33 protein-coding genes are annotated in these 23082 nt (G+C 60.9%); 29 read left to right on the top strand and 4 right to left on the bottom strand.

Annotated elements, in window-relative coordinates:
* Positions 1–208 precede the first annotated feature (208 nt).
* Both GGQ88_RS01770 and GGQ88_RS01765 read right to left on the bottom strand, forming a co-directional pair.
* Complete coding sequence (locus tag GGQ88_RS01770; protein WP_183611300.1) at positions 209–835, bottom strand: response regulator; 627 nt, start codon at positions 833–835, stop codon at positions 209–211.
* Positions 832–2415 carry a histidine kinase gene (locus GGQ88_RS01765; RefSeq protein ID WP_183611299.1) on the bottom strand — a complete coding sequence of 528 codons (1584 nt, stop codon included), beginning with the start codon at positions 2413–2415 and terminating at the stop codon, positions 832–834. Before GGQ88_RS01765 ends, GGQ88_RS01770 begins: the two co-directional genes overlap by 4 nt.
* A gap of 287 nt (positions 2416–2702) precedes the next feature.
* Here GGQ88_RS01765 and GGQ88_RS01760 point away from each other — a divergent pair, with 287 nt between their 5' ends.
* The 4 genes from GGQ88_RS01760 (at position 2703) to GGQ88_RS21065 (ending at position 4865) form a co-directional block, all read left to right on the top strand.
* Complete coding sequence (locus GGQ88_RS01760) at positions 2703–3260, top strand: helix-turn-helix domain-containing protein (RefSeq protein WP_183611915.1); 558 nt, start codon at positions 2703–2705, stop codon at positions 3258–3260.
* A 115-nt stretch (positions 3261–3375) separates the two neighbouring features.
* Entirely contained in the window at positions 3376–3735 is a 360-nt protein-coding gene (locus GGQ88_RS01755; RefSeq protein ID WP_183611298.1) for a hypothetical protein, read from the top strand.
* Positions 3736–3779: 44 nt separating this feature from the next.
* Positions 3780–4226 carry a hypothetical protein gene (locus tag GGQ88_RS01750; RefSeq protein WP_183611297.1) on the top strand — a complete coding sequence of 149 codons (447 nt, stop codon included), beginning with the start codon at positions 3780–3782 and terminating at the stop codon, positions 4224–4226.
* A gap of 99 nt (positions 4227–4325) precedes the next feature.
* A complete protein-coding gene (locus GGQ88_RS21065) occupies positions 4326–4865 on the top strand; it encodes a helix-turn-helix domain-containing protein (protein WP_246385388.1) in 540 nt (179 codons plus the stop codon).
* A gap of 62 nt (positions 4866–4927) precedes the next feature.
* Here the strand turns inward: GGQ88_RS21065 and GGQ88_RS01740 are convergent, their stop codons facing one another.
* On the bottom strand, positions 4928–5596 hold the full coding sequence (locus GGQ88_RS01740; RefSeq protein ID WP_183611296.1) for an energy transducer TonB: 669 nt from the start codon (positions 5594–5596) through the stop codon (positions 4928–4930).
* A gap of 223 nt (positions 5597–5819) precedes the next feature.
* Positions 5820–6479 (bottom strand): hypothetical protein, encoded by a 660-nt coding sequence (locus GGQ88_RS01735; RefSeq protein WP_183611295.1) that lies wholly within the window; start codon positions 6477–6479, stop codon positions 5820–5822.
* A 266-nt stretch (positions 6480–6745) separates the two neighbouring features.
* On the opposite strand from GGQ88_RS01735, the gene GGQ88_RS21735 reads away from it, so the two are divergent.
* The 25 genes from GGQ88_RS21735 to rplR all read left to right on the top strand — a co-directional run bounded on the left by GGQ88_RS21735 (position 6746) and on the right by rplR (position 23080).
* Positions 6746–7132 carry an endonuclease domain-containing protein gene (locus tag GGQ88_RS21735; RefSeq protein WP_425490399.1) on the top strand — a complete coding sequence of 129 codons (387 nt, stop codon included), beginning with the start codon at positions 6746–6748 and terminating at the stop codon, positions 7130–7132.
* A 352-nt stretch (positions 7133–7484) separates the two neighbouring features.
* On the top strand, positions 7485–8606 hold the full coding sequence (locus GGQ88_RS01725; RefSeq protein ID WP_183611294.1) for an adenine-specific methyltransferase EcoRI family protein: 1122 nt from the start codon (positions 7485–7487) through the stop codon (positions 8604–8606).
* Positions 8603–9709 (top strand): GmrSD restriction endonuclease domain-containing protein, encoded by a 1107-nt coding sequence (locus GGQ88_RS01720; protein WP_183611293.1) that lies wholly within the window; start codon positions 8603–8605, stop codon positions 9707–9709. Before GGQ88_RS01725 ends, GGQ88_RS01720 begins: the two co-directional genes overlap by 4 nt.
* A 360-nt stretch (positions 9710–10069) precedes the next feature.
* Positions 10070–10441, top strand: coding sequence for a 30S ribosomal protein S12 (gene rpsL / locus GGQ88_RS01715; protein ID WP_183611292.1), 372 nt, complete (start codon positions 10070–10072; stop codon positions 10439–10441).
* Positions 10442–10602: 161 nt separating this feature from the next.
* A complete protein-coding gene (gene rpsG, locus GGQ88_RS01710; protein ID WP_183611291.1) occupies positions 10603–11073 on the top strand; it encodes a 30S ribosomal protein S7 in 471 nt (156 codons plus the stop codon).
* 15 nt (positions 11074–11088) lie between these two features.
* Positions 11089–13161 (top strand): elongation factor G, encoded by a 2073-nt coding sequence (fusA, locus tag GGQ88_RS01705; protein WP_183611290.1) that lies wholly within the window; start codon positions 11089–11091, stop codon positions 13159–13161.
* 92 nt (positions 13162–13253) lie between these two features.
* Positions 13254–14444: an elongation factor Tu gene (tuf, locus tag GGQ88_RS01700; RefSeq protein WP_183611289.1), complete on the top strand. Its 1191-nt coding sequence runs from the start codon at positions 13254–13256 to the stop codon at positions 14442–14444.
* 170 nt (positions 14445–14614) lie between these two features.
* Complete coding sequence (rpsJ, locus tag GGQ88_RS01695) at positions 14615–14926, top strand: 30S ribosomal protein S10 (RefSeq protein ID WP_039334374.1); 312 nt, start codon at positions 14615–14617, stop codon at positions 14924–14926.
* 340 nt (positions 14927–15266) lie between these two features.
* Complete coding sequence (rplC, locus tag GGQ88_RS01690; RefSeq protein ID WP_183611288.1) at positions 15267–16025, top strand: 50S ribosomal protein L3; 759 nt, start codon at positions 15267–15269, stop codon at positions 16023–16025.
* Positions 16026–16028: 3 nt separating this feature from the next.
* Positions 16029–16664: a 50S ribosomal protein L4 gene (gene rplD, locus GGQ88_RS01685; RefSeq protein ID WP_183611287.1), complete on the top strand. Its 636-nt coding sequence runs from the start codon at positions 16029–16031 to the stop codon at positions 16662–16664.
* The gene (locus GGQ88_RS01680) at positions 16657–16962 is read left to right on the top strand and encodes a 50S ribosomal protein L23 (RefSeq protein ID WP_183611286.1); all 306 of its coding nucleotides are present in this window, start codon (positions 16657–16659) and stop codon (positions 16960–16962) included. The genes rplD and GGQ88_RS01680 overlap by 8 nt, the downstream gene beginning before the upstream one ends.
* A 9-nt stretch (positions 16963–16971) precedes the next feature.
* Positions 16972–17808, top strand: coding sequence for a 50S ribosomal protein L2 (gene rplB, locus GGQ88_RS01675; RefSeq protein ID WP_183611285.1), 837 nt, complete (start codon positions 16972–16974; stop codon positions 17806–17808).
* A gap of 6 nt (positions 17809–17814) precedes the next feature.
* Positions 17815–18093 carry a 30S ribosomal protein S19 gene (rpsS, locus tag GGQ88_RS01670; protein WP_183611284.1) on the top strand — a complete coding sequence of 93 codons (279 nt, stop codon included), beginning with the start codon at positions 17815–17817 and terminating at the stop codon, positions 18091–18093.
* On the top strand, positions 18093–18482 hold the full coding sequence (gene rplV / locus GGQ88_RS01665) for a 50S ribosomal protein L22 (protein WP_183611283.1): 390 nt from the start codon (positions 18093–18095) through the stop codon (positions 18480–18482). Before rpsS ends, rplV begins: the two co-directional genes overlap by 1 nt.
* A gap of 2 nt (positions 18483–18484) precedes the next feature.
* A complete protein-coding gene (rpsC, locus tag GGQ88_RS01660) occupies positions 18485–19180 on the top strand; it encodes a 30S ribosomal protein S3 (RefSeq protein WP_183611282.1) in 696 nt (231 codons plus the stop codon).
* A 22-nt stretch (positions 19181–19202) separates the two neighbouring features.
* On the top strand, positions 19203–19637 hold the full coding sequence (gene rplP, locus GGQ88_RS01655) for a 50S ribosomal protein L16 (RefSeq protein ID WP_183611281.1): 435 nt from the start codon (positions 19203–19205) through the stop codon (positions 19635–19637).
* Between the two features lie 12 nt (positions 19638–19649).
* Positions 19650–19853, top strand: a complete 204-nt coding sequence (gene rpmC / locus GGQ88_RS01650; RefSeq protein ID WP_183611280.1) for a 50S ribosomal protein L29 — start codon at positions 19650–19652, stop codon at positions 19851–19853.
* A 10-nt stretch (positions 19854–19863) separates the two neighbouring features.
* Positions 19864–20133: a 30S ribosomal protein S17 gene (rpsQ, locus tag GGQ88_RS01645; RefSeq protein WP_183611279.1), complete on the top strand. Its 270-nt coding sequence runs from the start codon at positions 19864–19866 to the stop codon at positions 20131–20133.
* A 64-nt stretch (positions 20134–20197) separates the two neighbouring features.
* Positions 20198–20566: a 50S ribosomal protein L14 gene (gene rplN / locus GGQ88_RS01640; RefSeq protein WP_183611278.1), complete on the top strand. Its 369-nt coding sequence runs from the start codon at positions 20198–20200 to the stop codon at positions 20564–20566.
* Positions 20566–20883, top strand: a complete 318-nt coding sequence (gene rplX, locus GGQ88_RS01635) for a 50S ribosomal protein L24 (protein ID WP_183611277.1) — start codon at positions 20566–20568, stop codon at positions 20881–20883. Before rplN ends, rplX begins: the two co-directional genes overlap by 1 nt.
* Positions 20876–21457 carry a 50S ribosomal protein L5 gene (gene rplE / locus GGQ88_RS01630; RefSeq protein ID WP_183611276.1) on the top strand — a complete coding sequence of 194 codons (582 nt, stop codon included), beginning with the start codon at positions 20876–20878 and terminating at the stop codon, positions 21455–21457. Before rplX ends, rplE begins: the two co-directional genes overlap by 8 nt.
* Positions 21458–21486: 29 nt before the next feature.
* Entirely contained in the window at positions 21487–21792 is a 306-nt protein-coding gene (gene rpsN / locus GGQ88_RS01625) for a 30S ribosomal protein S14 (RefSeq protein WP_183611275.1), read from the top strand.
* A 9-nt stretch (positions 21793–21801) separates the two neighbouring features.
* On the top strand, positions 21802–22197 hold the full coding sequence (rpsH, locus tag GGQ88_RS01620; protein WP_183611274.1) for a 30S ribosomal protein S8: 396 nt from the start codon (positions 21802–21804) through the stop codon (positions 22195–22197).
* Entirely contained in the window at positions 22197–22730 is a 534-nt protein-coding gene (gene rplF, locus GGQ88_RS01615) for a 50S ribosomal protein L6 (protein WP_183611273.1), read from the top strand. Before rpsH ends, rplF begins: the two co-directional genes overlap by 1 nt.
* Entirely contained in the window at positions 22730–23080 is a 351-nt protein-coding gene (gene rplR, locus GGQ88_RS01610; protein ID WP_183611272.1) for a 50S ribosomal protein L18, read from the top strand. The genes rplF and rplR overlap by 1 nt, the downstream gene beginning before the upstream one ends.
* The last annotated feature ends 2 nt before the right edge of the window (positions 23081–23082 follow it).

The raw sequence follows: 23082 nt of genomic DNA, 5'->3' as shown, positions 1-23082 counted from the left end.
GTGAGCAGCTTTTTGGACTTGTTGCCAAGTCACTGTGCTCCTCGGTTCCCCGGCATCAGCAGCCGCCGGTGATGCAAACACGAGCGAGGCAATAGCGGCCATGAGGACTTTCATGAGCCAAATTTATCTGCTTTGACTAACGACCGCAATGGCGTCGTATCCCGACAGTCGGCCATCAAAACGAAATCGCCAGAACCGGCTACCCCATTCACCCATCCTGATCATTCACCGCCAGCAGCGCCAGCTCCGTGCGGTTCTCGATGCCCAGCTTCTGATACATCGTGTGGAGGTAGACCTTCACCGTGCCTTCACCGATGCCCAGTTCCGCGCCGATGTCGCGGTTGCGCATGCCGCGCGCGACCAGCGCGGCGATCTTGCGTTCGCGTGGGTTCAGCTTGGCCAGTGGCCCTTGTGAATCCGGCTTGAGCGACAGATCGAGCGCGCGCTGGAGGAACACCGGGTCGATCGCCTTCTGGCCCGAATGGACTTTGTCGAGCACATCGACCAGGCCATCCTCGGCGCCGTCCTTCGACACGATCCCGTCGACCCCTGCGCGCATCACGGCCATCAGCTGGCGGTCGGTGATCTCGGCGGTCAGCAGCACCACGGCGCGCTTGTCGCCACGCGCGCGCAATGCCTCGAGTGCCTGCACCCCATTCATCCCGGGCATGTTGATGTCGAGCAGCACGATCGCGGGATCGTGCGTCTTGATCGCGTCCAGCGTTTCCTCGCCGCTGGCGGTCGTTGCCACGATCGCAAAGCGTGTGCCGCGCAGCACGGCTTCCACGCCTGCGCGAATGAAACCGTGATCGTCGGCGATTAGAACGGGTATCATATTGTTCCTCCGGAACGGATAGCTATTTCAAGGCGTGCGCCACGCCCGTCGCTGTGCATGGCGAAACGCCCGCCGAGCGCATCGACCCGTTCGCTGATCGAACGCGGTCGCAAGGGATCGGGCAGTTGCGGGAACCCGATACCATCGTCGATGATAGCAAGGTTGAGCATGCCGTCGGCATCGGCCAGCTCGACGCGGACCTTGCGACATTTGCCGTGACGAACGGCGTTCGCGATGCCTTCGCGGACGAGCTGGCGTATCTCGTGCGAAAGTTGCACGGAGACCGGCTGGGGATGATCGGGCACGACAAGTTCGGTCTCGATATGCCAGTGCGCCCCCGCTTCGGCCAGCAGGTCGCGCATCTCATCGGCAATCTCGGTGCGGCGATCGCCTTCCTCGCCTCGTCGCAGACGCTCGATCAACAGCCGCAGATGACCTTGCTCCCGACGCAGCGCGTTCTTGATCGAATCGATTTCGCCTTCGGGATCGTGGCCGTCGCGAATCCAGCGGCGCAGCGCCTCGAGTCGGAACAGCGTGCCGGCCAGGAACTGCACCACGCTGTCATGCAGGTCGCGGGCGACCGCATGGCGCACCCCGGTCTCGGCGGTCCTGCGTGCGAGCGACGCCATCGCCTCGCGGTCGAGCGCGTGGCCGATCTGTTCGGCCATGGCATGCATGATCGCCAGATCGTCGGGGCCAAGCGTTGCGCAGTCCCACGCCAGCAGGTGACCACTTCCGGTGACGCTCTGGATCGGAACGATCAGGCCTTCGTTGGCGCCCATCATTTCGGCGAGCCGCGATTCGACGTCGCCGGTAACCGCCTCCACAGCGGGGCCGCCAAAGGTAAGTTGGCGTTTGCGCGCGACATTGAAGATAGCGGTCGATCGCAGGGTCGTCAGTTCCTCGCCGAAGTTTTCGGGTCCGTGGCGCTCGACTTTCACACCCTCAGAGGAGAGGTGGTGGATTTCGACCCATGGCTCTTCGCTCCCGGCAAAGGCGAGCGCCACCTGCCGTGCTGCAAGGACCTGCGCGGCAAGCGACAGCGCCGAATTGAGAAGCGGCTCCCAGCGCTCGCCCAACAGGCCCGGCGGCTCGGGGAATATGATTGTCCGCCCACCACCGCGCGACAGGCTCAGCCAGATCAGGATACATGACAGCAGGATCATGTAGACGACCCGGCGCGAGAACCGGAACAGGTCGATGTCGAAGCCGAATTCGTACAGTGCCAGGCCGACGGCCAGGTTGGCGCACAGCAGGGCGATTGCCGTGATCGCGCTCGCCCGCCAGTTCCAGCGGACCATGGCCGAGACCAGCAGAAATGCGGCAAAGGCCAGGAACGGGTTCTGGAATTCGCTGTAGCGGCTTTCGGTGAAATAGACCGCCCCCAGGAACACGCCGATGTCGATGGCCTGTGCGAGCGTCGCCAGGCGGAAATCGTACCACCAGCTTTTCCACGCGACGACCATCAGCGCTGCGGTCCACAGCAGGTAGAGGTTAACCAGTATGTATCCGGCGAGTGCGCCGCGCACGGGCACACTCGGTTCAAGCCATAGCGCCAGCAGGAACGAAAGCGCCAACACGGCTCGCCCGGTTGCAATAACTCGCCCGGTTCGTCTGGTTAGCGTGCCGCCGTACATTTCCGCCCCTGATTCGCCGGGGCTACACTTGCACGCTAAGTTGCAAGGCCGATAGCGTAAGGATCGGGTCAACCAACACAAATCGTTTGATTTTCACTAACTAAAGTGAAGCTACATTGTGGTTGTTAGACAAAAGTTTGCTTGAAAATTCTTTAACATAGCGCAAAATGCGCAGTGCAGCCGTTAACCTTTTTGGGCGAGGTTCTCGGTCTACGGGGTGCAACGTGGTTATGATCATCGAAAACGATCTGGCTGACAGTCCATTGCTAGAGTTGACCGCCAAGCAGCGTGAGGTCCTCGACCTGCTTATTCAGCACAAGACGTCCAAGGAGATCTCGCGCCTGCTCGGGATCTCGCCACACACAGTCGACCAGCGCATTATGCTTGCGCGCGCCAAGCTTGGCGTCGCCACGCGTGGAGAGGTGGCGCAGGGCTATCGCCGCCTGATCGAGATATACGAACAACCCGTATATGAACTTTCCCACATAGGATTCCCGCCGCTTCCGGTCGAAACGTCGGACCGGGATGACGTGGAAGTCGCCCCGTCCATGACAACGACCATGCCTCTGGCGCTACCCGCGTCCGGGATCGAAGGCAGGGCCGGCGTTGCAGCTTCAGGCTGGGCGGACGGAGCGGATTACTACCACGTACTCCCGGAGATGTTCGACGGGCCACACGGCACCGCGATGCGGCTGGGTTACATTGCTGTCATCACGGTATTCCTGATCCTGATCGTGCTCGGGGGCTTGAGCATGTTTGCGCAATTGTCCTCGCTGCTCGATCGTTGATCGCCGCACGACAGGTCGTTCATCTCCATCCGAACCAGGGTGACCGGCGCGGGGGCGCTGCCATCCGTCGTAACAAGTGGGACCTGTCGCGAAGACGCGCAGGCGGGAGACTGAAATGACCAACCACAACACCAATCACGTTGCTATCCACGGCATGCGCATCACCCGCGACCTTCACGAAGCCGAAGCGGCGATCGACGAGGCGCTCATCCGTCAGGCCAACCTGCTCGCCACCATGGTCCGCGCCCGCCGCGGTTCCGAAGTGGGCGCTTTCACCGGACAGGAAGCGCTGCTGCGCCTCGCCGCCAGCCAGAAAGCCATGCTCGACGCCAGCAACGAAATCGCCCGCGTTCACGGCAAGCTGCTCGATGTCGGCCGCGAAGTCGGTAGCGGTATGGTCGACGATTGCCCGCCAAAGGGTGCCACCGGCGATCAGCTCGATCGCAGCCTCGTCACCGTCGGCATTGCAGCCTGACCCTTGCGTAATGACAGAACCGTTCCTGTGACTGGTCCCGGGAAATGATGCTGATATGGACCCTGCGCCTGATAATCGCGGCAATCGTGGTTTTCGTCTTCCGTAAGGGGGGCGAACCGGAAAAGCTTGTCGCGATTGTTCTGGTCACTACGACGGGCCTCGATCTGGCCAACCACGCTATGTTCGGCGACCCCGTTTTCTTTGCGGTCAACCCCGGCCATATCGTGATCGACACCTGGGCGATGATCGCCCTGCTGTGGATCGCTTTGCGTGCCAATCGAGGCTGGCCGTTGTGGGTCAGCGCTGCGCAGATCATCGTGGTGCTCGGCCACGTGTCCAAGATCATCGATCTTTCCCTGGTCCGCTACGGCTATTTCGCAATGATCCAGATGCCTATGAACATCCAGGTCTGCGCGTTGCTGCTCGGAACGCTCGCCCACGTGCGACGTGAAGAGCAGATCGGCCGCTACCACGCGTGGCGACTGGCCTGAAGCGTACCGCCTGCACGACGCAAGCATTGGGGAATGCTGCGGCTCATCGTGCACCACCAGCTGCAGGAATGTTCCACAACCTGATTGGGGAGCACCACAATGACCGTCCGTTCCATGCGCGCAACGACACCGCGCACCACGTCCATGATCGGCCGCCGCAGCGACAGCCGCCCGGCCGAGCCCGCCAACGTCGTGCAAATCGGTGCCGAAGCTTCGGTCATCGTCAACACGCTCGGCGCCGAAACCATCCGCCTGCATCTGGCCACCGCGCGCCATATCTACGCCGAGCGTCGCCGCCGCCACAAGTTCCTGCCCGCCGACCTGTTCGGCGAGCCGACGTGGGACATCATGCTCGATCTGTATATCGCGGCGCGCGAGGATCGCCGCGTGCCCACCACCAGTTCCTGTATCGGCGCACATGTTCCGCCAACCACGGCGCTGCGCTGGCTGCGCATCCTCGAATCGCGCGGCCTGGTCGAGCGTGAGGACGATGGCCGCGACGGCCGCCGCACTTTCGTCCGCCTGACCCGCCCCGGCCTGAGGGCAATGGACGATTGCCTCGCCAGCGAAATCAGGGACTTCGCCCGCGTCCTGCACGATGCCGAGGCCGCGCACGCCGTTGCCGAAGCTGCCGAATGACAGTTCCCCGGAAGGCCGGACGGAGACACGCACCCCCTCCGTCCGGCCGACCGGGTATGCGGCTAAGGCAGGACCCAGCGCACCGCGCCCGCGTAGCTGCCCACCGCCGGCATGCCGTCGCTGCCTAACGCCGGAACGAACCGCGCCCGCGCGCTGACCTTGGCGCAAGTCGCCGCGTCCAGATCCGCCGATCCACTCGAGCCGGTCACCTCGCACCCGGTCACGCGCCCGTCGGGCCCGATCGCCAGCCGGAACCGCGTCGTGCCCTCGCGCTCTGCCCGGATCGCCGCGCTCGGATAGTCGCGGTCCGAAACCCATGATCCCGGCGCCGATTTCGGACTCGCCCCCCGCGTTACAAAGCTCGGCGACGGTTCGGGCGAGGGCGACACCTTCGGTTCGATCAGCACCCCGTTGCCGGACGATGGGATCACCGGCGTCACGATGTCCCGGATCACCGCATCGCTATCGACCGCACCCAGCGTAAACTCCGATCGCGGGACGACCTGTTCGGTCTCGACCGGCTTGGCCGAGGGCTGCGGCTTGGGCGGATCGAGCGGCGCGATCGGGACCACGTTGGGATAGTCCCGCGCGACCAGCGTATCGCGCACGATATTCACCACGCCGCCCGCAAAGCCCGATGCGATCGCCCAGATCCCCACCGCATGCAGCGCACCCACCGCCACCAGCGCCTGCGCCCGTCGCCTGCCCGAATTCTCGATAAGATATGCCATAGACCAGTACCTCTTCCAGTGCCGCCGCCCCGCCTTGCCATGCGAGGGTCGCGCTCCGGATACATCGCCTTGCGGCAATTCAGCCGGAAGAGGGGCCCCCGCACAGTGGGGGGCGATCGGTAACACCGGAAACTATACCTGTTCTCAAACCGACGCCAGAAAAATCTCAACCGAAAAGATAGATATTAGGCATAACCATCGAACGACAGCCCCCGGACCCCGCTCATCCCGCGCCTGTCGCAGGCTCATCCACCGCCTCAGCCTCAGCCGCCAGCCGAGCCTCCCGCGCCTCCCGCATCTCGATCATCTTGCGCATGATCGACGCCCGCACCTCCGCCCCATCGCCCGCGCTCTGTGCCATCCACTCGGCGCGCAGCTTGTCATAGACCGGATGGCCGGGAGACAAATCGGCCAGCCGCACATTGCCGTACTTCTCCGACCGCCTCTGGCGCAGCAGGAACATCAGCAGCGCCGTGTCATAGCGCTTCCACGTCGTCACCACCTTGCCGTCCCACACCACCGGCCGCTCCTCGCCCGCGATGGCGCGTTCCAGCGCACAATCCTCGAGCCGCGTGAACCCCCGCTCGATCGCCGCCTCCCAGGCCGCTGCAAAGCCCTCCGCGCCGGTGCGATTGCGCAACTTGTACAGCGCCTCAAGGCTCGCCCCGATGCACCGCGCCGCCTGCGTCACGATCCCCGTCGCCGCCAGCATGGCAATGAACTCGCGCTGCCGGTCGGGCGTGATCGAATTCCGCCGCGGTGCCACATGCACATAAGGCGCAAAGTCCAGCAACGGATCATCGTCCGCCACGCTTTGCGCAAAAGCCACCCGCGAGGTCCGCCGACCTGGGCGAACCGAAAGCGAAAGAAGTTCATCAGCCATTCCCCGCAAATAACCTATATGGTTATATGTAGGAAACCCCAAAATGGCAGCACCCCAACTCGCTCCACCCAAACCTTCCCCCTTAGATGGAGGAAGGATGCCGCAGCTTACGGCTAGCCCGTTAGCGAAGGCCGGATGGGGGTGAAATACCACTCTCGTGCCAGACCCACCCCCAGCCCCTCCCGCCCGCGGGAGGGGAGATCAGGCTCCACCCACGCATACTGGCGGGAGCGATTGCAGGCTCCCCGTCCCGCAGGCGGCAGGGATTGCAGCTTTCCCCCGTCCCGCAGGCGGGAGCGATTGCAGCTTTCCCCCCTCCCGCAGGCGGGAGGGGTCGGGGGTGGGCCTGCGCAGCGTGCGATAGACAGGCCACTCCGCATAAAACACGGGACACCCGCCCAACGATCGCGCCGCCAGGTCCCGCTGGCCCACGCCACGCCGACTTCGCCAGCCACCGCGCCAGATTGGTCATGGAACTCGACGGCGGCCAGCACACGCAAACCACAGACGCCGCCCGAACCGCCATAATCGAACGCGAAGGCTACCGCGTCCCCCGCTTCTGGAACACCGAAGTGCTGGCCAACCCCGAAGGCGTCCACACCCGCCTGACCGAGGCGCTGGCGCAACCCTCTTCCCCATCCAACTCCGGCTAGGCCGCCAGCGGCCAAGCCTCTCCATCCTTCCCCCATCAAGAGGGAAGGGGGGAGCGCAATGCATCACGACAACCCTTCCCCCGCGATGTGGGAAGGAGGCCGCAGCTTGCGAGCTCGCTAGCGAAGTCTGGAAGGGGGGATGCGACGCGCAACGTCAGCCAAGCCCAGATCCGTCTCGGGGCAATTATCAGATCGTGCCTAATTTTTCGTCAGGATGCCAACGAAAACTGCTACATCCAATCTCCATCTAACCCTAAACCAACTCGGGCAATTCCGTGTTGATCTAACAATGAGAACGATTTAGGAACATCGATGCAATGAGATTCATTAAAATGACGCGGGAACAGAGAAATTGAACAGTCTCACCACAGCTTCATCAAGCGGCAACAAGACGCTGTCGAAGGCAAGAAATGCCAAGCAGGACGAGTTTTACACACAGCTTGCCGATATCGAGAATGAGTTGAGGCACTATCGCGCGCAGTTTCACGGCAAGATCGTGCTGTGCAATTGCGACGACCCGTATGAGAGCAATTTTTTCCGTTATTTCGCCCTCAATTTTAACGCGCTGGGGTTAAAAAAACTGATCGCAACGAGTTATGCCAAATCGACGATTGCGGGAGGCTATCTTCCGCTGGTTGAGATGGCGGGACTCAAGCCCGAGGGCAGAGAACCCTATGCGATCGAGATAAGCGAAGTCCTCGATGCCAACAACGACGGCGCGATCGACCTTTCCGACGTGGAATGGCTGCTGCGTAACGATGCCAATACCTGCCGAACCTTAAAAGGTGATGTTGAATTTGGTCCAGGCGACTTTCGCAGCGCTGAATGCGTTGCGTACATGAAAGAGGCCGACATAGTTGTCACTAATCCGCCCTTTTCATTATTTCGAGAATACGTGGCGCAACTTGTCGAGCAGGAAATGCGCTTCCTAATCATCGCCAACAAGAATGCGCCGACTTACAAAGAGATTTTTCCGCTGATAAAGGAAAACAAAATCTGGACCGGCGTTCGCCCATTTGCCGGAGGAATGTGGTTCATCTCTGACTATGAAGGCAAGTATGAGCGCGTGGTGGACGGAGTAAAACAAATCAATGTTCCTGCAATTTGGTTGACCAATATGGACAACCCCAAGCGGCACGAAACGATACCATTATACAAGCGCTATACACCTGAAGAATATCCGAATTACGACAATTATAATGCCATCGAGGTGTCAAAAGTGATCGAGATTCCCGCCGATTATGATGGAGCGATGGGCGTTCCGATCACGTTTCTCGACAAGTACAACCCTGCGCAGTTCGAGATTTTAGGAATCACTGATCGGGACAACAATTCGGGATTGAAAACCCGCGAATATACGGCATCCGATGTACCCAATGCTGGGGATTTGAACAGGCGTGGAGCAATCAAGGTCGGTGACATATATAAATCGACCTTCGCGAGGCTTCTTATAAAACGGAGGCATCCTAAGTGAAGATCGAATTGCGCAAAGTTAAAATCTCAGAGCTGACCCGAGAATATGAAGACCATGGTGAAGTTGGTGTAAGAGGTTTTGGCGGAAAACTGAATATTAGACCTGCCTACCAACGTGAATTTGTTTATAGCGGAAAGCAGCGTAATGCAGTGATCGAAACAGTTCGGAAGTTATTTCCGCTTAATACTATGTACTGGGCGTCTTCAGGTGACGATTACGAGCTGATGGATGGCCAGCAGCGCACGATCAGCATCTGCCAGTATGTCAGCGGCGATTTTTCCGTCCTTATTGATGGATCGCCCAAGAGTTTTCACAATCTCGCCGCCAATCAACAGCAACAGATCCTCGACTATGAGCTATCGGTCTATGTCTGCGATGGCTCAGACAGTGAAAAGCTCGACTGGTTCAAGATTATCAATATTGCAGGTGTTGAGCTATCCAATCAGGAGTTGCGCAACGCCATCTATACCGGTCCCTGGCTGGCTGACGCGAAGCGATGGTTTTCGCGGCACAATCCACCAGCGGTGCAAGAGGGACGCGACAAGCTGGTCAACGGCTCTCCGATCCGACAGGATATCCTCGAAACCGCTCTCGACTGGCTATCTACTGGCAAGATCGAGCAGTATATGGACGCGCATCAGCAAGATGCCGACGCGGACGAATTGTGGCAGTATTGGCAGGCAGTGTTCGCATGGGTCAAGCGAGTGTTTCCCAACCAAGACAGCGCCCGCGTCCGTTTAATGAAAGGTCTGCCTTGGGGCCGATTCTACAATGCTCACAAGGACGACAAGCTCAACGCTGCCGAACTAGAAAGGCGCATTGTCTATTTGATCGAGGATGATGAGGTCGAGAGTAAGAAGGGCATTTATGCCTATCTGCTCAGTGGAAACGAGAAGACGCTCAACCTGCGTGGCTTCGACGAAAAAACCAAGCAGGCGGTTTATGCGCGGCAGAAAGGTATTTGCCCTGTCTGCGCCAAGCGCTTCGAGTTCCAGCAAATGGAAGCAGATCATGTGATTCCGTGGCACAGGGGTGGTAGGACTTCCGCCGGTAACTGCCAGATGCTTTGTATGCCGGATAATCGAATGAAAGGCGGTAAGTAGCTCCAGCAGCGCATTACTGCACATCTGTAATCCTTCTCGCCACGCGATAGATGGTTCTCGTCACCCCACCCTTGACCCCACCCTTGACCCCAACCCCGAATCCAACTAGGGGCGCATTCTTCCGCGACTGGTCTCACCAAATCGCGGCATTGAGCTGAACATTGCCGGTGCGTGCGGGCAGGGCGTTTCGTCCAACCTGCGTAATCCGTCAAAGTAACCCGGTCCTTGGGTCCGGGTGGAGCGTTTCGGTTCGTTGATGCACTGGCGGCGGGGGCCTTGTCCCTCGCGTTCCGGCATTTGCGAATTCCGCACCGTCTTCACCTTGTCGCTTGGGTCTACAACCAAGGTGAAGAGCACTTCATGCCTACGATCAACCAGCTGATCCGCAAGGGTCGCGAACCGCAGAAGGCCAAGTCGAAGGTCCCTGCGATGGAGCAGAACCCGCAGAAGCGCGGCGTTTGCACTCGCGTTTATACCACGACCCCGAAGAAGCCGAACTCGGCTCTCCGCAAGGTCGCCAAGATCCGCCTGACCAACCAGCGCGAAGTCATCTCGTACATTCCGGGCGAAGGCCACAACCTGCAGGAGCACTCGGTCGTGCTTATCCGCGGCGGCCGTGTTCGCGATCTTCCCGGCGTTCGTTACCACGTCCTGCGCGGCGTGCTCGATACGCAGGGCGTCAAGGATCGCAAGAAGTCGCGCTCGAAGTACGGCGCCAAGCGTCCGAAGTGAGCCGTTCGCGGCGATAGGCCTGGCGGCGCTCCGGCGTCCCCGCGAAGGCGGGGGCCTCAGGCCCCAGGTCGAAACGCTGTAGCGATCCCAGGTTTGGTTCCTTGCCGCACGAGGCCCCCGTTTCCACGGGGGAGCAGCAGGGAAAGTAAAAGGAATTCAAGATGTCACGTCGTCGTCGTCCGGAAAAGCGGGTCATCCTGCCCGACCCGAAGTTCGGTGATCAGGTTCTGTCGAAGTTCATGAACAACCTCATGCTCGATGGTAAGAAGTCGGTCGCTGAAAGCATCGTTTACGGTGCCATGGAAGTGATGCAGACCCGCGCCAAGTCGGATCCGATCCAGCTGTTCCATGATGCGCTGAACAACGTGCGCCCGCAGATCGAAGTGCGCTCGCGCCGCGTCGGTGGTGCCACGTACCAGGTCCCGGTCGAAGTCCGTCCGGAACGCGCTCAGGCGCTCGCCATCCGCTGGCTGATCACGGCTGCGCGCAACCGTTCGGAAACGACGATGGCCGCGCGCCTCTCGGCCGAACTGCTCGACGCTGCCAACAACCGTGGCAACGCGGTCAAGAAGCGTGAAGATACCCACCGCATGGCCGACGCCAACCGCGCGTTCAGCCACTACCGCTGGTAAAAGGAAACACCGACAATGGCCCGCAGCCATCCGCTCGAGACATACCGTAACTTCGGTATCATGGCGCACATCGACGCCGGCAAGACGACGACGACCGAGCGTATCCTTTACTACACCGGCAAGTCCTACAAGATCGGCGAAGTCCATGACGGCGCCGCGACGATGGACTGGATGGAGCAGGAGCAGGAACGCGGCATCACGATCACGTCGGCCGCGACGACCTGCATCTGGAACGACCACCGCCTCAACATCATCGACACCCCCGGGCACGTCGACTTCACCATCGAAGTCGAACGTTCGCTGCGCGTGCTCGACGGTGCGGTCGCTGCCTTTGATGGCGTGGCCGGCGTAGAACCGCAGTCCGAAACCGTATGGCGCCAGGCGGACAAGTACAAAGTCCCCCGCATGTGCTTCATCAACAAACTAGACCGCACCGGCGCCAACTTCTACTACTGCGTCCAGACGATCATCGATCGTCTCGGCGCGAAGCCTGCAGTGCTTTATCTGCCGATCGGTGCGGAAGCGGACTTCAAGGGTCTTGTCGATCTCGTCGAGAACCGGGCGATCATCTGGAAGGACGAGGCGCTCGGCGCTGAATTCTTCTACGAGGAAATCCCTGCCGATATGGCCGACAAGGCCGCCGACTATCGCAACCAGCTGATCGAACTTGCCGTCGAGCAGGACGATGACGCGATGGAAGCGTACCTCGAAGGCAATGAGCCCGACGTCGCGACGCTCAAGGCGCTGATCCGCAAGGGCACGCTGGGTCAGGCGTTCGTGCCGGTTCTGTGTGGTTCGGCGTTCAAGAACAAGGGCGTCCAGCCCCTGCTTGACGCCGTGGTCGACTACCTGCCGTCGCCGCTCGACATCGAGGACGTGCAGGGCGTCAACCCCGACACCAACGAGCCGGACAGCCGCGCCACGTCGGACGACGCCCCGTTCTCGGCACTCGCGTTCAAGATCATGAACGATCCGTTTGTGGGCTCGCTCACCTTCACCCGCATCTATTCGGGCACGCTGACCAAGGGCGGCTACCTGAACTCGGTCAAGGGCAAGAAGGAAAAGGTTGGCCGCATGCTGCTGATGCATGCGAACAGCCGCGAAGACATCGATGAAGCCTTTGCCGGCGACATCGTGGCGCTGGCCGGGCTCAAGGAAACGACGACCGGTGACACGCTGTGTTCCGAGCGTCAGCCGATCATCCTTGAGCGTATGGAATTCCCCGAGCCAGTCATCGAACTGTCGGTGGAACCCAAGACCAAGGCCGACCAGGAGAAGATGGGCGTCGCGCTACATCGTCTTTCGGCCGAGGATCCCTCGTTCCGCGTTTCGACCGATCACGAATCGGGCCAGACGATCATCAAGGGAATGGGCGAGCTCCACCTCGAGATCATCGTCGACCGCATGCGTCGTGAGTTCAAGGTCGAGGCCAACGTCGGTGCACCGCAGGTGGCTTACCGCGAATACCTCGGCAAGGCTGTGGACGTGGATTACACCCACAAGAAGCAGTCGGGCGGCACCGGCCAGTTCGGTCGCGTGAAGGTCCGGGTCAGCCCGGGTGAGCGCGGTTCGGGCATCATCTTCACCGACGAGATCAAGGGCGGTAATATTCCGAAGGAATACATCCCCGCCATCGAGAAGGGGATGCGCGAGACGGCAGCCACGGGTTCGCTCGTGGGCTTCCCGATCATCGACTTCGAGATCAACCTGTACGACGGCGCTTACCACGACGTCGACTCGTCGGCCCTGGCGTTCGAAATCGCAGGCCGCGGCTGTATGCGTGAAGTTGCGCAGAAGGCCGGTATCAAGTTGCTCGAACCGATCATGAAGGTCGAAGTGATCTCGCCGGAGGAATATCTCGGCGACGTGATCGGCGACATCAACTCGCGGCGTGGCCAGATCCAGGGCACCGATAGCCGGGGCAATGCCCAGGCAATCACCGCCATGGTGCCGCTTGCCAACATGTTCGGCTACGTGAACCAGCTCCGCTCGTTCACCCAGGGCCGCGCGAACTATTCCATGTTCTTCGACCACTACGACGAGGTTCCGGCCAACGTCGCGGCCGAGGTCAAGGCTAAGCTTGCATAAGACCACGGATAGCTTTAGGGGCGGCGCTCGATTCAGCGGGTGCCGTCCATTTCCCGCAGATTCTGCACACATTTGAAAAGAAGGTTTGAACAATGGCCAAGGCTAAGTTTGAGCGGACCAAGCCGCACTGCAACATCGGCACCATCGGTCACGTCGACCACGGCAAGACCACGCTGACCGCCGCAATCACCAAGGTTCTCGCTGAGACCGGTGGCGCGACGTTCACCGACTACGCGAACATCGACAAGGCTCCCGAAGAGCGCGAGCGCGGCATCACCATCTCGACTGCACACGTTGAGTACGAGACTGCCAACCGTCACTATGCGCACGTCGATTGCCCGGGTCACGCCGACTACGTGAAGAACATGATCACCGGTGCTGCCCAGATGGACGGCGCGATCCTGGTCGTGAACTCGGCTGACGGCCCGATGCCGCAGACCCGCGAGCACATCCTGCTCGCACGTCAGGTCGGTGTTCCTGCGCTGGTCGTTTACATGAACAAGGTCGATCAGGTCGACGACGAGGAAATCCTCGAGCTCGTGGAACTCGAAATGCGCGAGCTGCTGAGCTCGTACGGCTTCGAAGGCGATGACATTCCGTTCGTCAAGGGTTCGGCTCTCGCCGCGCTCGAAGGCCGCGACGATGCCATCGGCCGCGATTCGATCAACGCCCTGATGGCCGCCGTCGATTCGTGGATCCCGCAGCCGCCGCGTCCGACCGACAAGCCTTTCCTTATGCCAGTGGAAGACGTGTTTTCGATCTCGGGTCGTGGTACGGTCGTGACCGGCCGCATCGAGACCGGCATCGTCAAGGTTGGCGAAGAAGTCGAAATCGTTGGTCTGAAGGACACGCAGAAGACCGTCGTGACCGGCGTCGAAATGTTCCGCAAGCTGCTCGACCAGGGTGAAGCTGGCGACAACGTCGGCGCGTTGGTTCGTGGCATCAAGCGTGAAGACGTTGAGCGCGGTCAGGTTCTCTGCAAGCCCGGTTCGGTTACGCCGCACACCGAGTTCAGCGCAGAGGTCTACGTGCTGTCGAAGGACGAGGGTGGCCGTCACACGCCGTTCTTCGCCAACTACCGCCCGCAGTTCTACTTCCGCACCACCGACGTGACCGGTGAAGTTGTCCTTCCTGAGGGCACCGAGATGGTCATGCCGGGCGACAACGTTTCGATCGGCGTCAAGCTGATCGCTCCGATCGCGATGGATCCAGGTCTTCGCTTCGCAATTCGCGAAGGTGGCCGGACTGTCGGTTCGGGGGTTGTCAGCACCATCACGAAGTAATATAGGCCGCGCACCGGCAGGGAGATTCGCTCTTCCTGCCGGTCGGTTTTTACGAACTGATCGCTATTCAGGCAGTCGGCCAGCTCTCCCCGGGCAACAGCAAATGGGGCAGGGTAAGAGGGCAGGTCGACTGGCTTTTTTGTTTCGCTCTTTCGCATCGGTAAACGGACATGGACGCCCAGAATATCCGCATTCGCCTGAAGGCCTTTGATCATCGTGTGCTCGACCAGGCCACTGGAGAAATTGCAGATACCGCCCGCCGCACCGGCGCGCTGATCCGGGGTCCTATCCCGCTGCCGACGCGTATCGAGAAGTTCACCGTGAACCGCGGTCCGCACATCGACAAAAAGTCGCGTGAGCAGTTCGAGGTCCGTACCTACAAGCGCCTTCTCGACATCGTGCAGCCTAACGCTGCCACTGTCGACGCGCTGATGAAGCTGGACCTTGCGGCCGGCGTCAACGTCGAGATCAAGCTGGCCTGAGCCGGTTTGCCGACGGATCTGCCAAGGCAGTTGTCCGTCCGGTCGGGTCGTCCGTAACGGCCCAGAGATTTCGGTCGGTTCGATCCGGCCAATACTCTCACCCAAGGTCTTCCCGAGGTGAGGGGCCAGAGTTTCCGGGGTAACAAAACCCCCGTTGACAATGGGATACCTCCGGCGCCGCGTGCTTCAGGAAACTGGAGTGAGCATTAGCCGGGCAAGCGTCCCCCGATTGTCTCTGCTATGTGCAGGGACGCTCAGCCCGGTCGGGGGCGCGCTTCACATACGGGCTGAACACGCATGCCGGAATGGGTCTGGCATGCCTCTGTGAGGAGTATGGATCATGCGCACCGGCGTGATCGCGAAGAAAGTCGGGATGACCCGCCTTTTCCAGGATGATGGTCGGCACGTGCCGGTTACCGTCCTTTCGCTAGAAAATTGCCAGGTGGTTTCGGTTCGCACGGCTGAAGTTGACGGTTACGTCGCTTTGCAGCTCGGTGCGGGTCAGGCCAAGCAGAAGAACGTTGCCAAGCCGCAGCGTGAGCACTTCGCCAAGGCGCAAGTGCCGCTGAAGATGGAAGTCGCCGAATTCCGTGTTGCCGATGACGCAACGCTGGACGTCGGTTCGACCATCGCCGCTTCGCACTTCGCTATCGGGCAGATGGTCGACGTTTCGGGTCACACGCAGGGCAAGGGCTTTGCGGGCGGCATGAAGCGTTGGGGCTTCGGCGGTATGCGTGCAACGCACGGCGTATCGATCTCGCACCGTGCACTGGGTTCGACTGGCCAACGCCAGGATCCGGGCCGCGTCTTCAAGAACAAGAAGATGGCAGGGCACATGGGCGACAAGCAGCGCACCCAGCAGAACCTCGAAGTCGTCCGCGTGGACGATGAGCGCGGCCTGATCTTCGTCAAGGGCTCCGTCCCTGGTTCGAAGAACGGCTGGTTGCTCGTTCGCGATGCCGTGAAGGTTTCGCGTCACGCTGATGCGCCTTATCCCGCCGGTCTCAAGCAGGCCGCCAACAGCAACGATTCGGCCGCTGCCGACACCCCCGCCGATACCGGCGCGGCTGTCGAAGCCACCGATGGCCAGGAGGGCTAAGTCGTGAAAGTTCAAGTCCTCAATCTGGACGGTAGCGCAGGCACCAGCGAAGTGGATCTCGCAGACGACGTGTTCGGCCTCGAGCCGCGCGCCGACATCCTGCACCGCGTCGTAACCTGGCAGCTCGAAAACCGTCGCGGCATTGCCCGCAAGGCGCGCGAGCGTTCCGACGTTGCACGCACCGGCAAGAAGTTCGGTCGCCAGAAGGGCGGCGGTACGGCTCGTCACGGTGACCGCAAGGCTCCGATCTTCATCGGCGGCGGCAAGGCCCACGGACCTCGCGTTCGTGAGTTCAATGTGTCGCTGAACAAGAAGATCCGCTCGCTCGGTCTGCGCATGGCGCTTTCGTCGAAGGCTCTCAGCAATGGCGGCGCCGGTCTCGTGATCGTCGACAACCTCGACGTTGACGGCAAGACCAAGGCACTCGTCGGTCAGCTCGCCAAGGCGAACTGGGGCAAGAAGGTCCTCGTAATCGATGGCGATGCGGTGAACGACAACTTCGCCCTGGCCGCGCGCAACATCGTTGGCGTCAACGTTCTGCCCGCAATCGGTGCGAACGTTTACGACATCCTGAAGCATGACACGCTGGTGCTGACGCGCTCGGCTGTCGAAAAGCTGGAGGCGCGTTTCAATGGCTAAGGACGCAATCGACACGCGTCACTATGACGTGATCGTGGCTCCCCACATCACCGAAAAGGCGACGTTGCTCAGCGAGCACAACGCCGTGGTCTTCAAGGTTGCCGACAAGGCGACCAAGCCGGAGATCAAGGCAGCGGTCGAAGCCCTGTTCGACGTCAAGGTCACGAAAGTGAACACGTTGAACCAGGACGGCAAGACCAAGCGCTGGAAGGGCAAGCCCTACAAGCGCTCCGATTTCAAGAAGGCTGTCGTGACTCTGGCCCCAGGCCAGTCGATCGACGTCACCAGCGGGATTTGAGGCTAGACCATGGCACTCAAGAACTATAACCCGACCAGCCCCGCACGCCGCGGCCTGATCCTCGTCGACAAGTCGTCGCTGTGGAAGGGCAAGCCGCTCAAGGCGCTGACCCAGGGCAAGAGCAAGACCGGCGGCCGCAATAACAAGGGTCATGTGACCTCGCGCGGCATCGCAGGTGGCCACAAGCAGACCTACCGCTTCATCGACTTCAAGCGTCGTAAGTGGGACATGCCGGCTACCGTCGAGCGTCTGGAATATGACCCCAACCGCACGGCATTCATCGCCCTCGTCAAGTACGAAGACGGTGAGCAGACGTACATCATCGCTCCGCAGCGTCTTGCGGTCGGTGACTCGATCGTCGCCGGTGAAAAGACCGACGTGAAGCCTGGCAATGCCATGCTCCTGTCGCAGATGCCGATCGGCACCATCATCCACAACGTGGAGATGAAGCCGGGCAAGGGCGGGCAGATCGCCCGTTCGGCCGGCACCTATGTCCAGCTCGTCGGTCGTGACCGCGGGATGGTCATCGTTCGCCTGAACTCGGGCGAGCAGCGTTACCTGCGCGGCGATTGCATGGGTACGGTTGGCGCGGTTTCGAACCCCGACAACCAGAACACCAACCTTGCCAAGGCTGGTCGCAACCGCTGGAAGGGCATCCGCCCGCTTACCCGCGGCGTCGCCAAGAACCCGGTCGATCACCCGCACGGTGGTGGTGAAGGTCGTACCTCGGGTGGCCGTCATCCGGTCACGCCTTGGGGCAAGCCGACCAAGGGCGCCCGTACCCGTCACAACAAGTCGACGGACAAGATGATCATCCGTTCGCGTCACGCGAAGAAGAAGAGGTAACACCCCATGGCACGTTCCGTCTGGAAGGGCCCCTTCGTCGACCTGCACGTCCTGAAAAAGGCGGAAGTCGCCCAGGACACAGGCTCTCGCGCTGGCCCGATCAAGACATGGTCGCGTCGTTCGACCATTCTGCCGCAGTTCGTTGGACTGACGTTCAACGTATACAACGGTCACAAGTTCATCCCGGTCTCCGTCTCGGAAGAGATGGTCGGCCACAAGCTTGGCGAATTTGCGCCCACGCGCACGTTCCCCGGCCATGCCGCTGACAAGAAGGGCAAGCGCTGATGAGCAAGTCTGCAGCTCCCCGCCGCGTTGGCGACAAGGAAGCCCTGGCTGTCGGTACCACGATCCGTGGTTCGGCCCAGAAGCTCAACCTCGTCGCTGGCCTGATCCGCGGCAAGACGGCCGAAGAGGCCATGAACATTCTCGCCTTCTCGACCAAGGGTATGGCGGTTGATGCCCGCAAGGTTCTCGCTTCGGCGATCGCCAACGCGGAAAACAACCACAACCTCGACGTCGATGCCTTGGTCGTTGCGGAAGCCTCGGTCGGCAAGTCGGTGACGATGAAGCGCTTCCACACGCGTGGTCGCGGCAAGTCGACGCGCATCCTGAAGCCGTTCTCGCGCCTTCGGATCGTCGTCCGCGAAACCTCCGACGAAGAAGGGGAGGCCTGATCATGGGTCATAAGTCCAACCCCATCGGTCTGCGTCTGCAGATCAACCGCACCTGGGACAGCCGCTGGTATGCGGAAGGTCGCAACTATGCGCAGATGCTCAAGGAAGATCTTGCCATGCGCAAGTTCATCGTTGACACCCTGCCGCAGGCCGCGATCTCGAAGGTCGTCATCGAACGTCCTGCCAAGCTGTGCCGCGTGTCGATCTATGCCGCCCGTCCGGGCGTCATCATCGGCAAGAAGGGCGCCGACATCGAGAAGCTTCGCTCGAAGCTTGCCGCGATGACGAACAGCGACGTCAAGCTGAACATCGTCGAAATCCGCAAGCCGGAAATCGACAGCAAGCTCGTCGCACAGGGCATCGCCGACCAGCTGGTCCGCCGCGTTGCTTTCCGTCGTGCGATGAAGCGCGCCGTTCAGTCCGCTCTGCGTCTGGGTGCCGAAGGCATCAAGATCACGTGCGGTGGCCGTCTCGGCGGCGCTGAAATCGCGCGCGTCGAATGGTATCGCGAAGGTCGCGTGCCGCTGCACACGCTGCGCGCACACATCGACTATGCGGAAGCTGAAGCCCACACCGCCTATGGCGTGATCGGCATCAAGACCTGGATCTTCAAGGGTGAGATTCTTGGTCATGATCCGATGGCGCAGGACCGACTGATGCTGGAAGCGCAGACTTCCGGCGTCCGTCCGGCACGCTGAGCCTCGAGGGTAGAGAAGCACCATGCTGCAACCTAAGAAGACCAAGTTCCGCAAGACCTTCAAGGGCCGTATCCACGGCCTGGCCAAGGGCGGTACGGACCTGAACTTCGGTTCCTACGGCCTCAAGGCCATGGAACCCGAGCGCATCACCGCGCGTCAGATCGAAGCGGCTCGCCGCGCGATCACCCGCCACATTCGCCGTCAGGGACGTTTGTGGATCCGCATTTTCCCGGACGTGCCGGTATCGAAGAAGCCTGCCGAAGTCCGTCAGGGTAAGGGCAAGGGCTCGATCGAATACTGGGCAGCCCGGGTCAAGCCAGGCCGCATCCTGTTCGAACTGGATGGCGTACCGGGTCCGCTCGCTGCTGAAGCGTTCAGCCGCGCCGCGATGAAGCTGCCGATCAAGACGAAGGTTATCGCCCGCCTGGGTGATACTTCGCACCTTGGCGGCGAGTAAGGAGGAAAGACGATGGCCAAGTTCGAAGACCTTCGCGTCAAGAGCGACGACCAGCTTTCCGCTGATCTCGCCGAGCTGAAGCGCGAACAGTTCAACCTGCGTTTCCAGGGCGCGACCAACCAGCTTGAGCGCCCCGCGCGCATCAAGGAAGTTCGTCGCGACATCGCGCGCATCAAGACGCTGCAGACTGAGCGTTCTCAGTCGGCCCAGGCGTAAGGAAGCACATATGCCAAAGCGTATTCTGGTTGGAACGATCGTTTCCGACAAGACCGACAAGACCGTGGTCGTGAAGGTCGAGCGCAAGGTGAAGCACCCGCTTTACGGGAAGATCATCCGCCGCTCGAAGAAGTATCACGCCCATGACGAGGCGAATGCCTTCAAGACCGGCGAGACCGTGCGCATTGAAGAAACCGCGCCGATCTCGAAGCTGAAGACGTGGAAGGTCATCGACCGCGTCCAGGCCGGCAAGGGCACCGCAATCGAAGCGGACGTCTGAGCAACAGCGACAATTTGGAACTGCCGGACTGGTTCCGGCAAGCCAGTGAGAAGGAACCGGATCAATGATCCAGATGCAATCCAATCTCGACGTCGCGGACAACAGCGGCGCAAAGCGCGTCCAGTGCATCAAGGTGCTGGGTGGCTCTAAGCGTCGGTTCGCGAGCGTTGGTGACGTTATCGTGGTTTCCGTCAAGGAAGCTCAGCCGCGTGCACGCGTCAAGAAGGGCGACGTTCATCGCGCCGTGATCGTGCGTACCCGCAAGGACGTGCGTCGTGCCGACGGCAGCGTCATCCGCTTCGACGGCAATGCCGCCGTGCTCGTCGGCAAGAACGAAGAGCCGATCGGTACGCGTATCTTCGGCCCAGTGGTTCGCGAGCTTCGCGCCAAGGGCTTCATGAAGATCATCAGCCTTGCGCCGGAGGTGCTGTAATGGGCGCTGCAAAGATCAAGAAGGGCGACACCGTCGTCGTTCGGTCGGGCAAGGACAAGGGCCGTTCGGGCACTGTCCTTCAGGTCATGCCGAAGGATGAAAAGGTTGTCGTGCAGGGCGTGAACATCGCTGCCCGTCACCGCAAGCCGAGCCAGCAGAACCCGCAGGGCGGCATCGACCGCTTTGAAGCTCCGCTGCACATCTCGAAGGTTTCTGTTGCTGACAAGGATGGCAAGGCCACCCGCGTCCGCTTCGAGGAACGCGACGGCAAGAAGGTCCGCGTGGCCGTCAAGTCCGGGGAGGCCATCGATGTCTGACAAGTACACACCGCGTATGCGGTCGAAGTATGACGCTGAAATCGCTCAGGCGATGCAGGCCAAGTTCGGCTACAAGAACGTGATGGAAATCCCGCGCATCGATAAGATCACGCTTAACATGGGCGTGGGCGAAGCGAGCCAGGACAAGAAGAAGGTCACGATCGCAGCTGCCGAAATGGAGCTGATCGCCGGCCAGAAGCCTGTCATCACCAAGGCGAAGAAGTCGATCGCTCAGTTCAAGCTGCGCGAAGGCATGCCGATCGGTTGCAAGGTTACCCTGCGCCGCGAACGCATGTACGAGTTCCTCGACCGCCTGATCACCATCGCAATGCCTCGCATCCGCGACTTCCGTGGTTTGAACCCGAAGTCGTTCGATGGTCGCGGCAACTACGCGATGGGTCTGAAAGAGCAGATCATCTTCCCAGAGATCAGCTACGACCAGATCGAGAAGGTGCGTGGCATGGACATCATCGTCACCACCACCGCGAAGACCGACGACGAAGCGCGCGAGCTGCTGCGCCTGTTTGGTTTCCCGTTCCCGCAGGAAGCTGCTGAAGAGCAGCAGGCCGCGTGATCCTGAATTGAAGAAGAGAGCTTAAGTCCATGGCGAAACTGAGTTCCATCAACAAGAACGAGCGACGCAAGAAGCTTGTTGTGAAGTACGCGGCAAAGTTTGCTGCGCTGAAGGCTATTGCAGACGATGAATCGCTCGACGAAACCGAGCGCCTCATGGCCCGTCTCAAGATGGCCGAACTTCCCCGCAACGCGAACCCGACTCGGGTACGCAATCGTTGCGCCACGACCGGTCGCCCGCGCGGCTATTATCGCAAGTTCGGCCTTTGCCGGATCGAGCTGCGGGACAAAGGCAACAAGGGCCTTATCCCCGGCCTGACCAAGTCGAGCTGGTAAGGACATCCGATGGCAATGACCGATCCTTTGGGTGACATGCTCACCCGCATCCGCAACGGCCAGCAGGCAAAGAAGGACTCCGTCCTCTCGCCCGCTTCGAAGTTGCGTTCGCACGTGCTCGAAGTCCTTCAGCGTGAAGGCTACATCCGCGGTTTCTCGGAAGACGCCACCGGCGCTCATCCGCAACTGCGCATCGAGCTCAAGTATTTCGAGGGCCAGCCTGCGATTAAGCACGTTGCCCGCGTCTCCAAGCCTGGCCGTCGCGTCTACTCGGGTTCCAAGGAACTTCCGGTGATCCGCAATGGCCTTGGCATCACCATCGTCTCGACGCCGAGGGGCGTGCTCTCGGATGCCGAAGCACGCGCCGCGAACGTCGGTGGCGAAGTGCTCGCGGAGGTCTTCTGATGAGCCGCATCGGCAAACAGCCAGTGACTATTCCCGCTGGCGTCACCGCTGATATCGCAAACGGCGTTCTGACCGTGAAGGGCCCCAAGGGTTCGCTCACGCTCAAGCTGCGTGACGAGATCAGCTACACCCTCGAAGGCGATCGGCTCGTTGTGAAGCCCGCCAACGAAAGCAAAGCGGCGCGTGCCTTCTGGGGCATGCAGCGCACGATGGTCGACAACCTCGTAACCGGCGTAACGCAGGGCTACACCAAGGTTCTCGAGATCACCGGTGTGGGCTATCGCGCCAACTCGCAGGGTCGCAATCTGAAGCTGCAGCTTGGCTACAGCCACGATGTCGATTTCGCAGTGCCCGATGGCATCGAGGTCAAGACCCCGGATAACACCACGGTCGAAATCTCAGGTATCGACAAGCAGATGGTCGGCCAGGTTGCCGCCGAGATCCGTCGCTGGCGCAAGCCCGAGCCTTACAAGGGCAAGGGTATCAAGTACCGCGGCGAGTTTGTCTTCCGCAAGGAAGGGAAGAAGAAGTAATGGCAAAGCTGTCCCTCTTCGCACGCCGCCGTCAGCGCGTTCGCACTGCGCTCAAGGCTCGTTCGGGCGGTCGTCCCCGCCTGTCGGTCCATCGCTCGGGCCGCCACATCTACGCTCAGATCATCGACGACGCTCAGGGCCTCACGGTCGCTGCCGCATCTTCGCTGGTCAAGGGCGAGAAGTCGATCGGCGCGAACGTCGCTGCTGCGGCCAAAGTCGGTGCCGAGATCGCCGAGAAGGCCAAGGCTGCCGGCATCACCACCGTCGTGTTCGATCGCGGTGGTTTCCTGTTCCATGGCCGCGTCAAGGCGCTGGCTGATGCTGCCCGCGAAGGCGGCCTGGAGTTCTGATC

The organism is Novosphingobium hassiacum, assembly GCF_014196055.1.
Classification (GTDB): domain Bacteria; phylum Pseudomonadota; class Alphaproteobacteria; order Sphingomonadales; family Sphingomonadaceae; genus Novosphingobium; species Novosphingobium hassiacum.
The sequence above is the reverse complement of the archived record's forward strand: the minus strand, read 5'-3'. Positions and strand labels throughout refer to the sequence as shown.

Coding starts and splice junctions, on each gene's coding strand:
- GGQ88_RS01770 (WP_183611300.1), bottom strand. CDS start 835: ATGATACCCGTTCTAATCGCCGACGATCACGGTTTCATTCGCGCAGGC.
- GGQ88_RS01760 (WP_183611915.1), top strand. CDS start 2,703: ATGATCATCGAAAACGATCTGGCTGACAGTCCATTGCTAGAGTTGACC.
- GGQ88_RS01755 (WP_183611298.1), top strand. CDS start 3,376: ATGACCAACCACAACACCAATCACGTTGCTATCCACGGCATGCGCATC.
- GGQ88_RS01750 (WP_183611297.1), top strand. CDS start 3,780: ATGATGCTGATATGGACCCTGCGCCTGATAATCGCGGCAATCGTGGTT.
- GGQ88_RS21065 (WP_246385388.1), top strand. CDS start 4,326: ATGACCGTCCGTTCCATGCGCGCAACGACACCGCGCACCACGTCCATG.
- GGQ88_RS01740 (WP_183611296.1), bottom strand. CDS start 5,596: ATGGCATATCTTATCGAGAATTCGGGCAGGCGACGGGCGCAGGCGCTG.
- GGQ88_RS01735 (WP_183611295.1), bottom strand. CDS start 6,479: ATGGCTGATGAACTTCTTTCGCTTTCGGTTCGCCCAGGTCGGCGGACC.
- rpsL (WP_183611292.1), top strand. CDS start 10,070: ATGCCTACGATCAACCAGCTGATCCGCAAGGGTCGCGAACCGCAGAAG.
- rpsG (WP_183611291.1), top strand. CDS start 10,603: ATGTCACGTCGTCGTCGTCCGGAAAAGCGGGTCATCCTGCCCGACCCG.
- fusA (WP_183611290.1), top strand. CDS start 11,089: ATGGCCCGCAGCCATCCGCTCGAGACATACCGTAACTTCGGTATCATG.
- tuf (WP_183611289.1), top strand. CDS start 13,254: ATGGCCAAGGCTAAGTTTGAGCGGACCAAGCCGCACTGCAACATCGGC.
- rpsJ (WP_039334374.1), top strand. CDS start 14,615: ATGGACGCCCAGAATATCCGCATTCGCCTGAAGGCCTTTGATCATCGT.
- rplC (WP_183611288.1), top strand. CDS start 15,267: ATGCGCACCGGCGTGATCGCGAAGAAAGTCGGGATGACCCGCCTTTTC.
- GGQ88_RS01680 (WP_183611286.1), top strand. CDS start 16,657: ATGGCTAAGGACGCAATCGACACGCGTCACTATGACGTGATCGTGGCT.
- rplB (WP_183611285.1), top strand. CDS start 16,972: ATGGCACTCAAGAACTATAACCCGACCAGCCCCGCACGCCGCGGCCTG.
- rpsS (WP_183611284.1), top strand. CDS start 17,815: ATGGCACGTTCCGTCTGGAAGGGCCCCTTCGTCGACCTGCACGTCCTG.
- rplV (WP_183611283.1), top strand. CDS start 18,093: ATGAGCAAGTCTGCAGCTCCCCGCCGCGTTGGCGACAAGGAAGCCCTG.
- rpsC (WP_183611282.1), top strand. CDS start 18,485: ATGGGTCATAAGTCCAACCCCATCGGTCTGCGTCTGCAGATCAACCGC.
- rplP (WP_183611281.1), top strand. CDS start 19,203: ATGCTGCAACCTAAGAAGACCAAGTTCCGCAAGACCTTCAAGGGCCGT.
- rpmC (WP_183611280.1), top strand. CDS start 19,650: ATGGCCAAGTTCGAAGACCTTCGCGTCAAGAGCGACGACCAGCTTTCC.
- rpsQ (WP_183611279.1), top strand. CDS start 19,864: ATGCCAAAGCGTATTCTGGTTGGAACGATCGTTTCCGACAAGACCGAC.
- rplN (WP_183611278.1), top strand. CDS start 20,198: ATGATCCAGATGCAATCCAATCTCGACGTCGCGGACAACAGCGGCGCA.
- rplX (WP_183611277.1), top strand. CDS start 20,566: ATGGGCGCTGCAAAGATCAAGAAGGGCGACACCGTCGTCGTTCGGTCG.
- rplE (WP_183611276.1), top strand. CDS start 20,876: ATGTCTGACAAGTACACACCGCGTATGCGGTCGAAGTATGACGCTGAA.
- rpsN (WP_183611275.1), top strand. CDS start 21,487: ATGGCGAAACTGAGTTCCATCAACAAGAACGAGCGACGCAAGAAGCTT.
- rpsH (WP_183611274.1), top strand. CDS start 21,802: ATGGCAATGACCGATCCTTTGGGTGACATGCTCACCCGCATCCGCAAC.
- rplF (WP_183611273.1), top strand. CDS start 22,197: ATGAGCCGCATCGGCAAACAGCCAGTGACTATTCCCGCTGGCGTCACC.
- rplR (WP_183611272.1), top strand. CDS start 22,730: ATGGCAAAGCTGTCCCTCTTCGCACGCCGCCGTCAGCGCGTTCGCACT.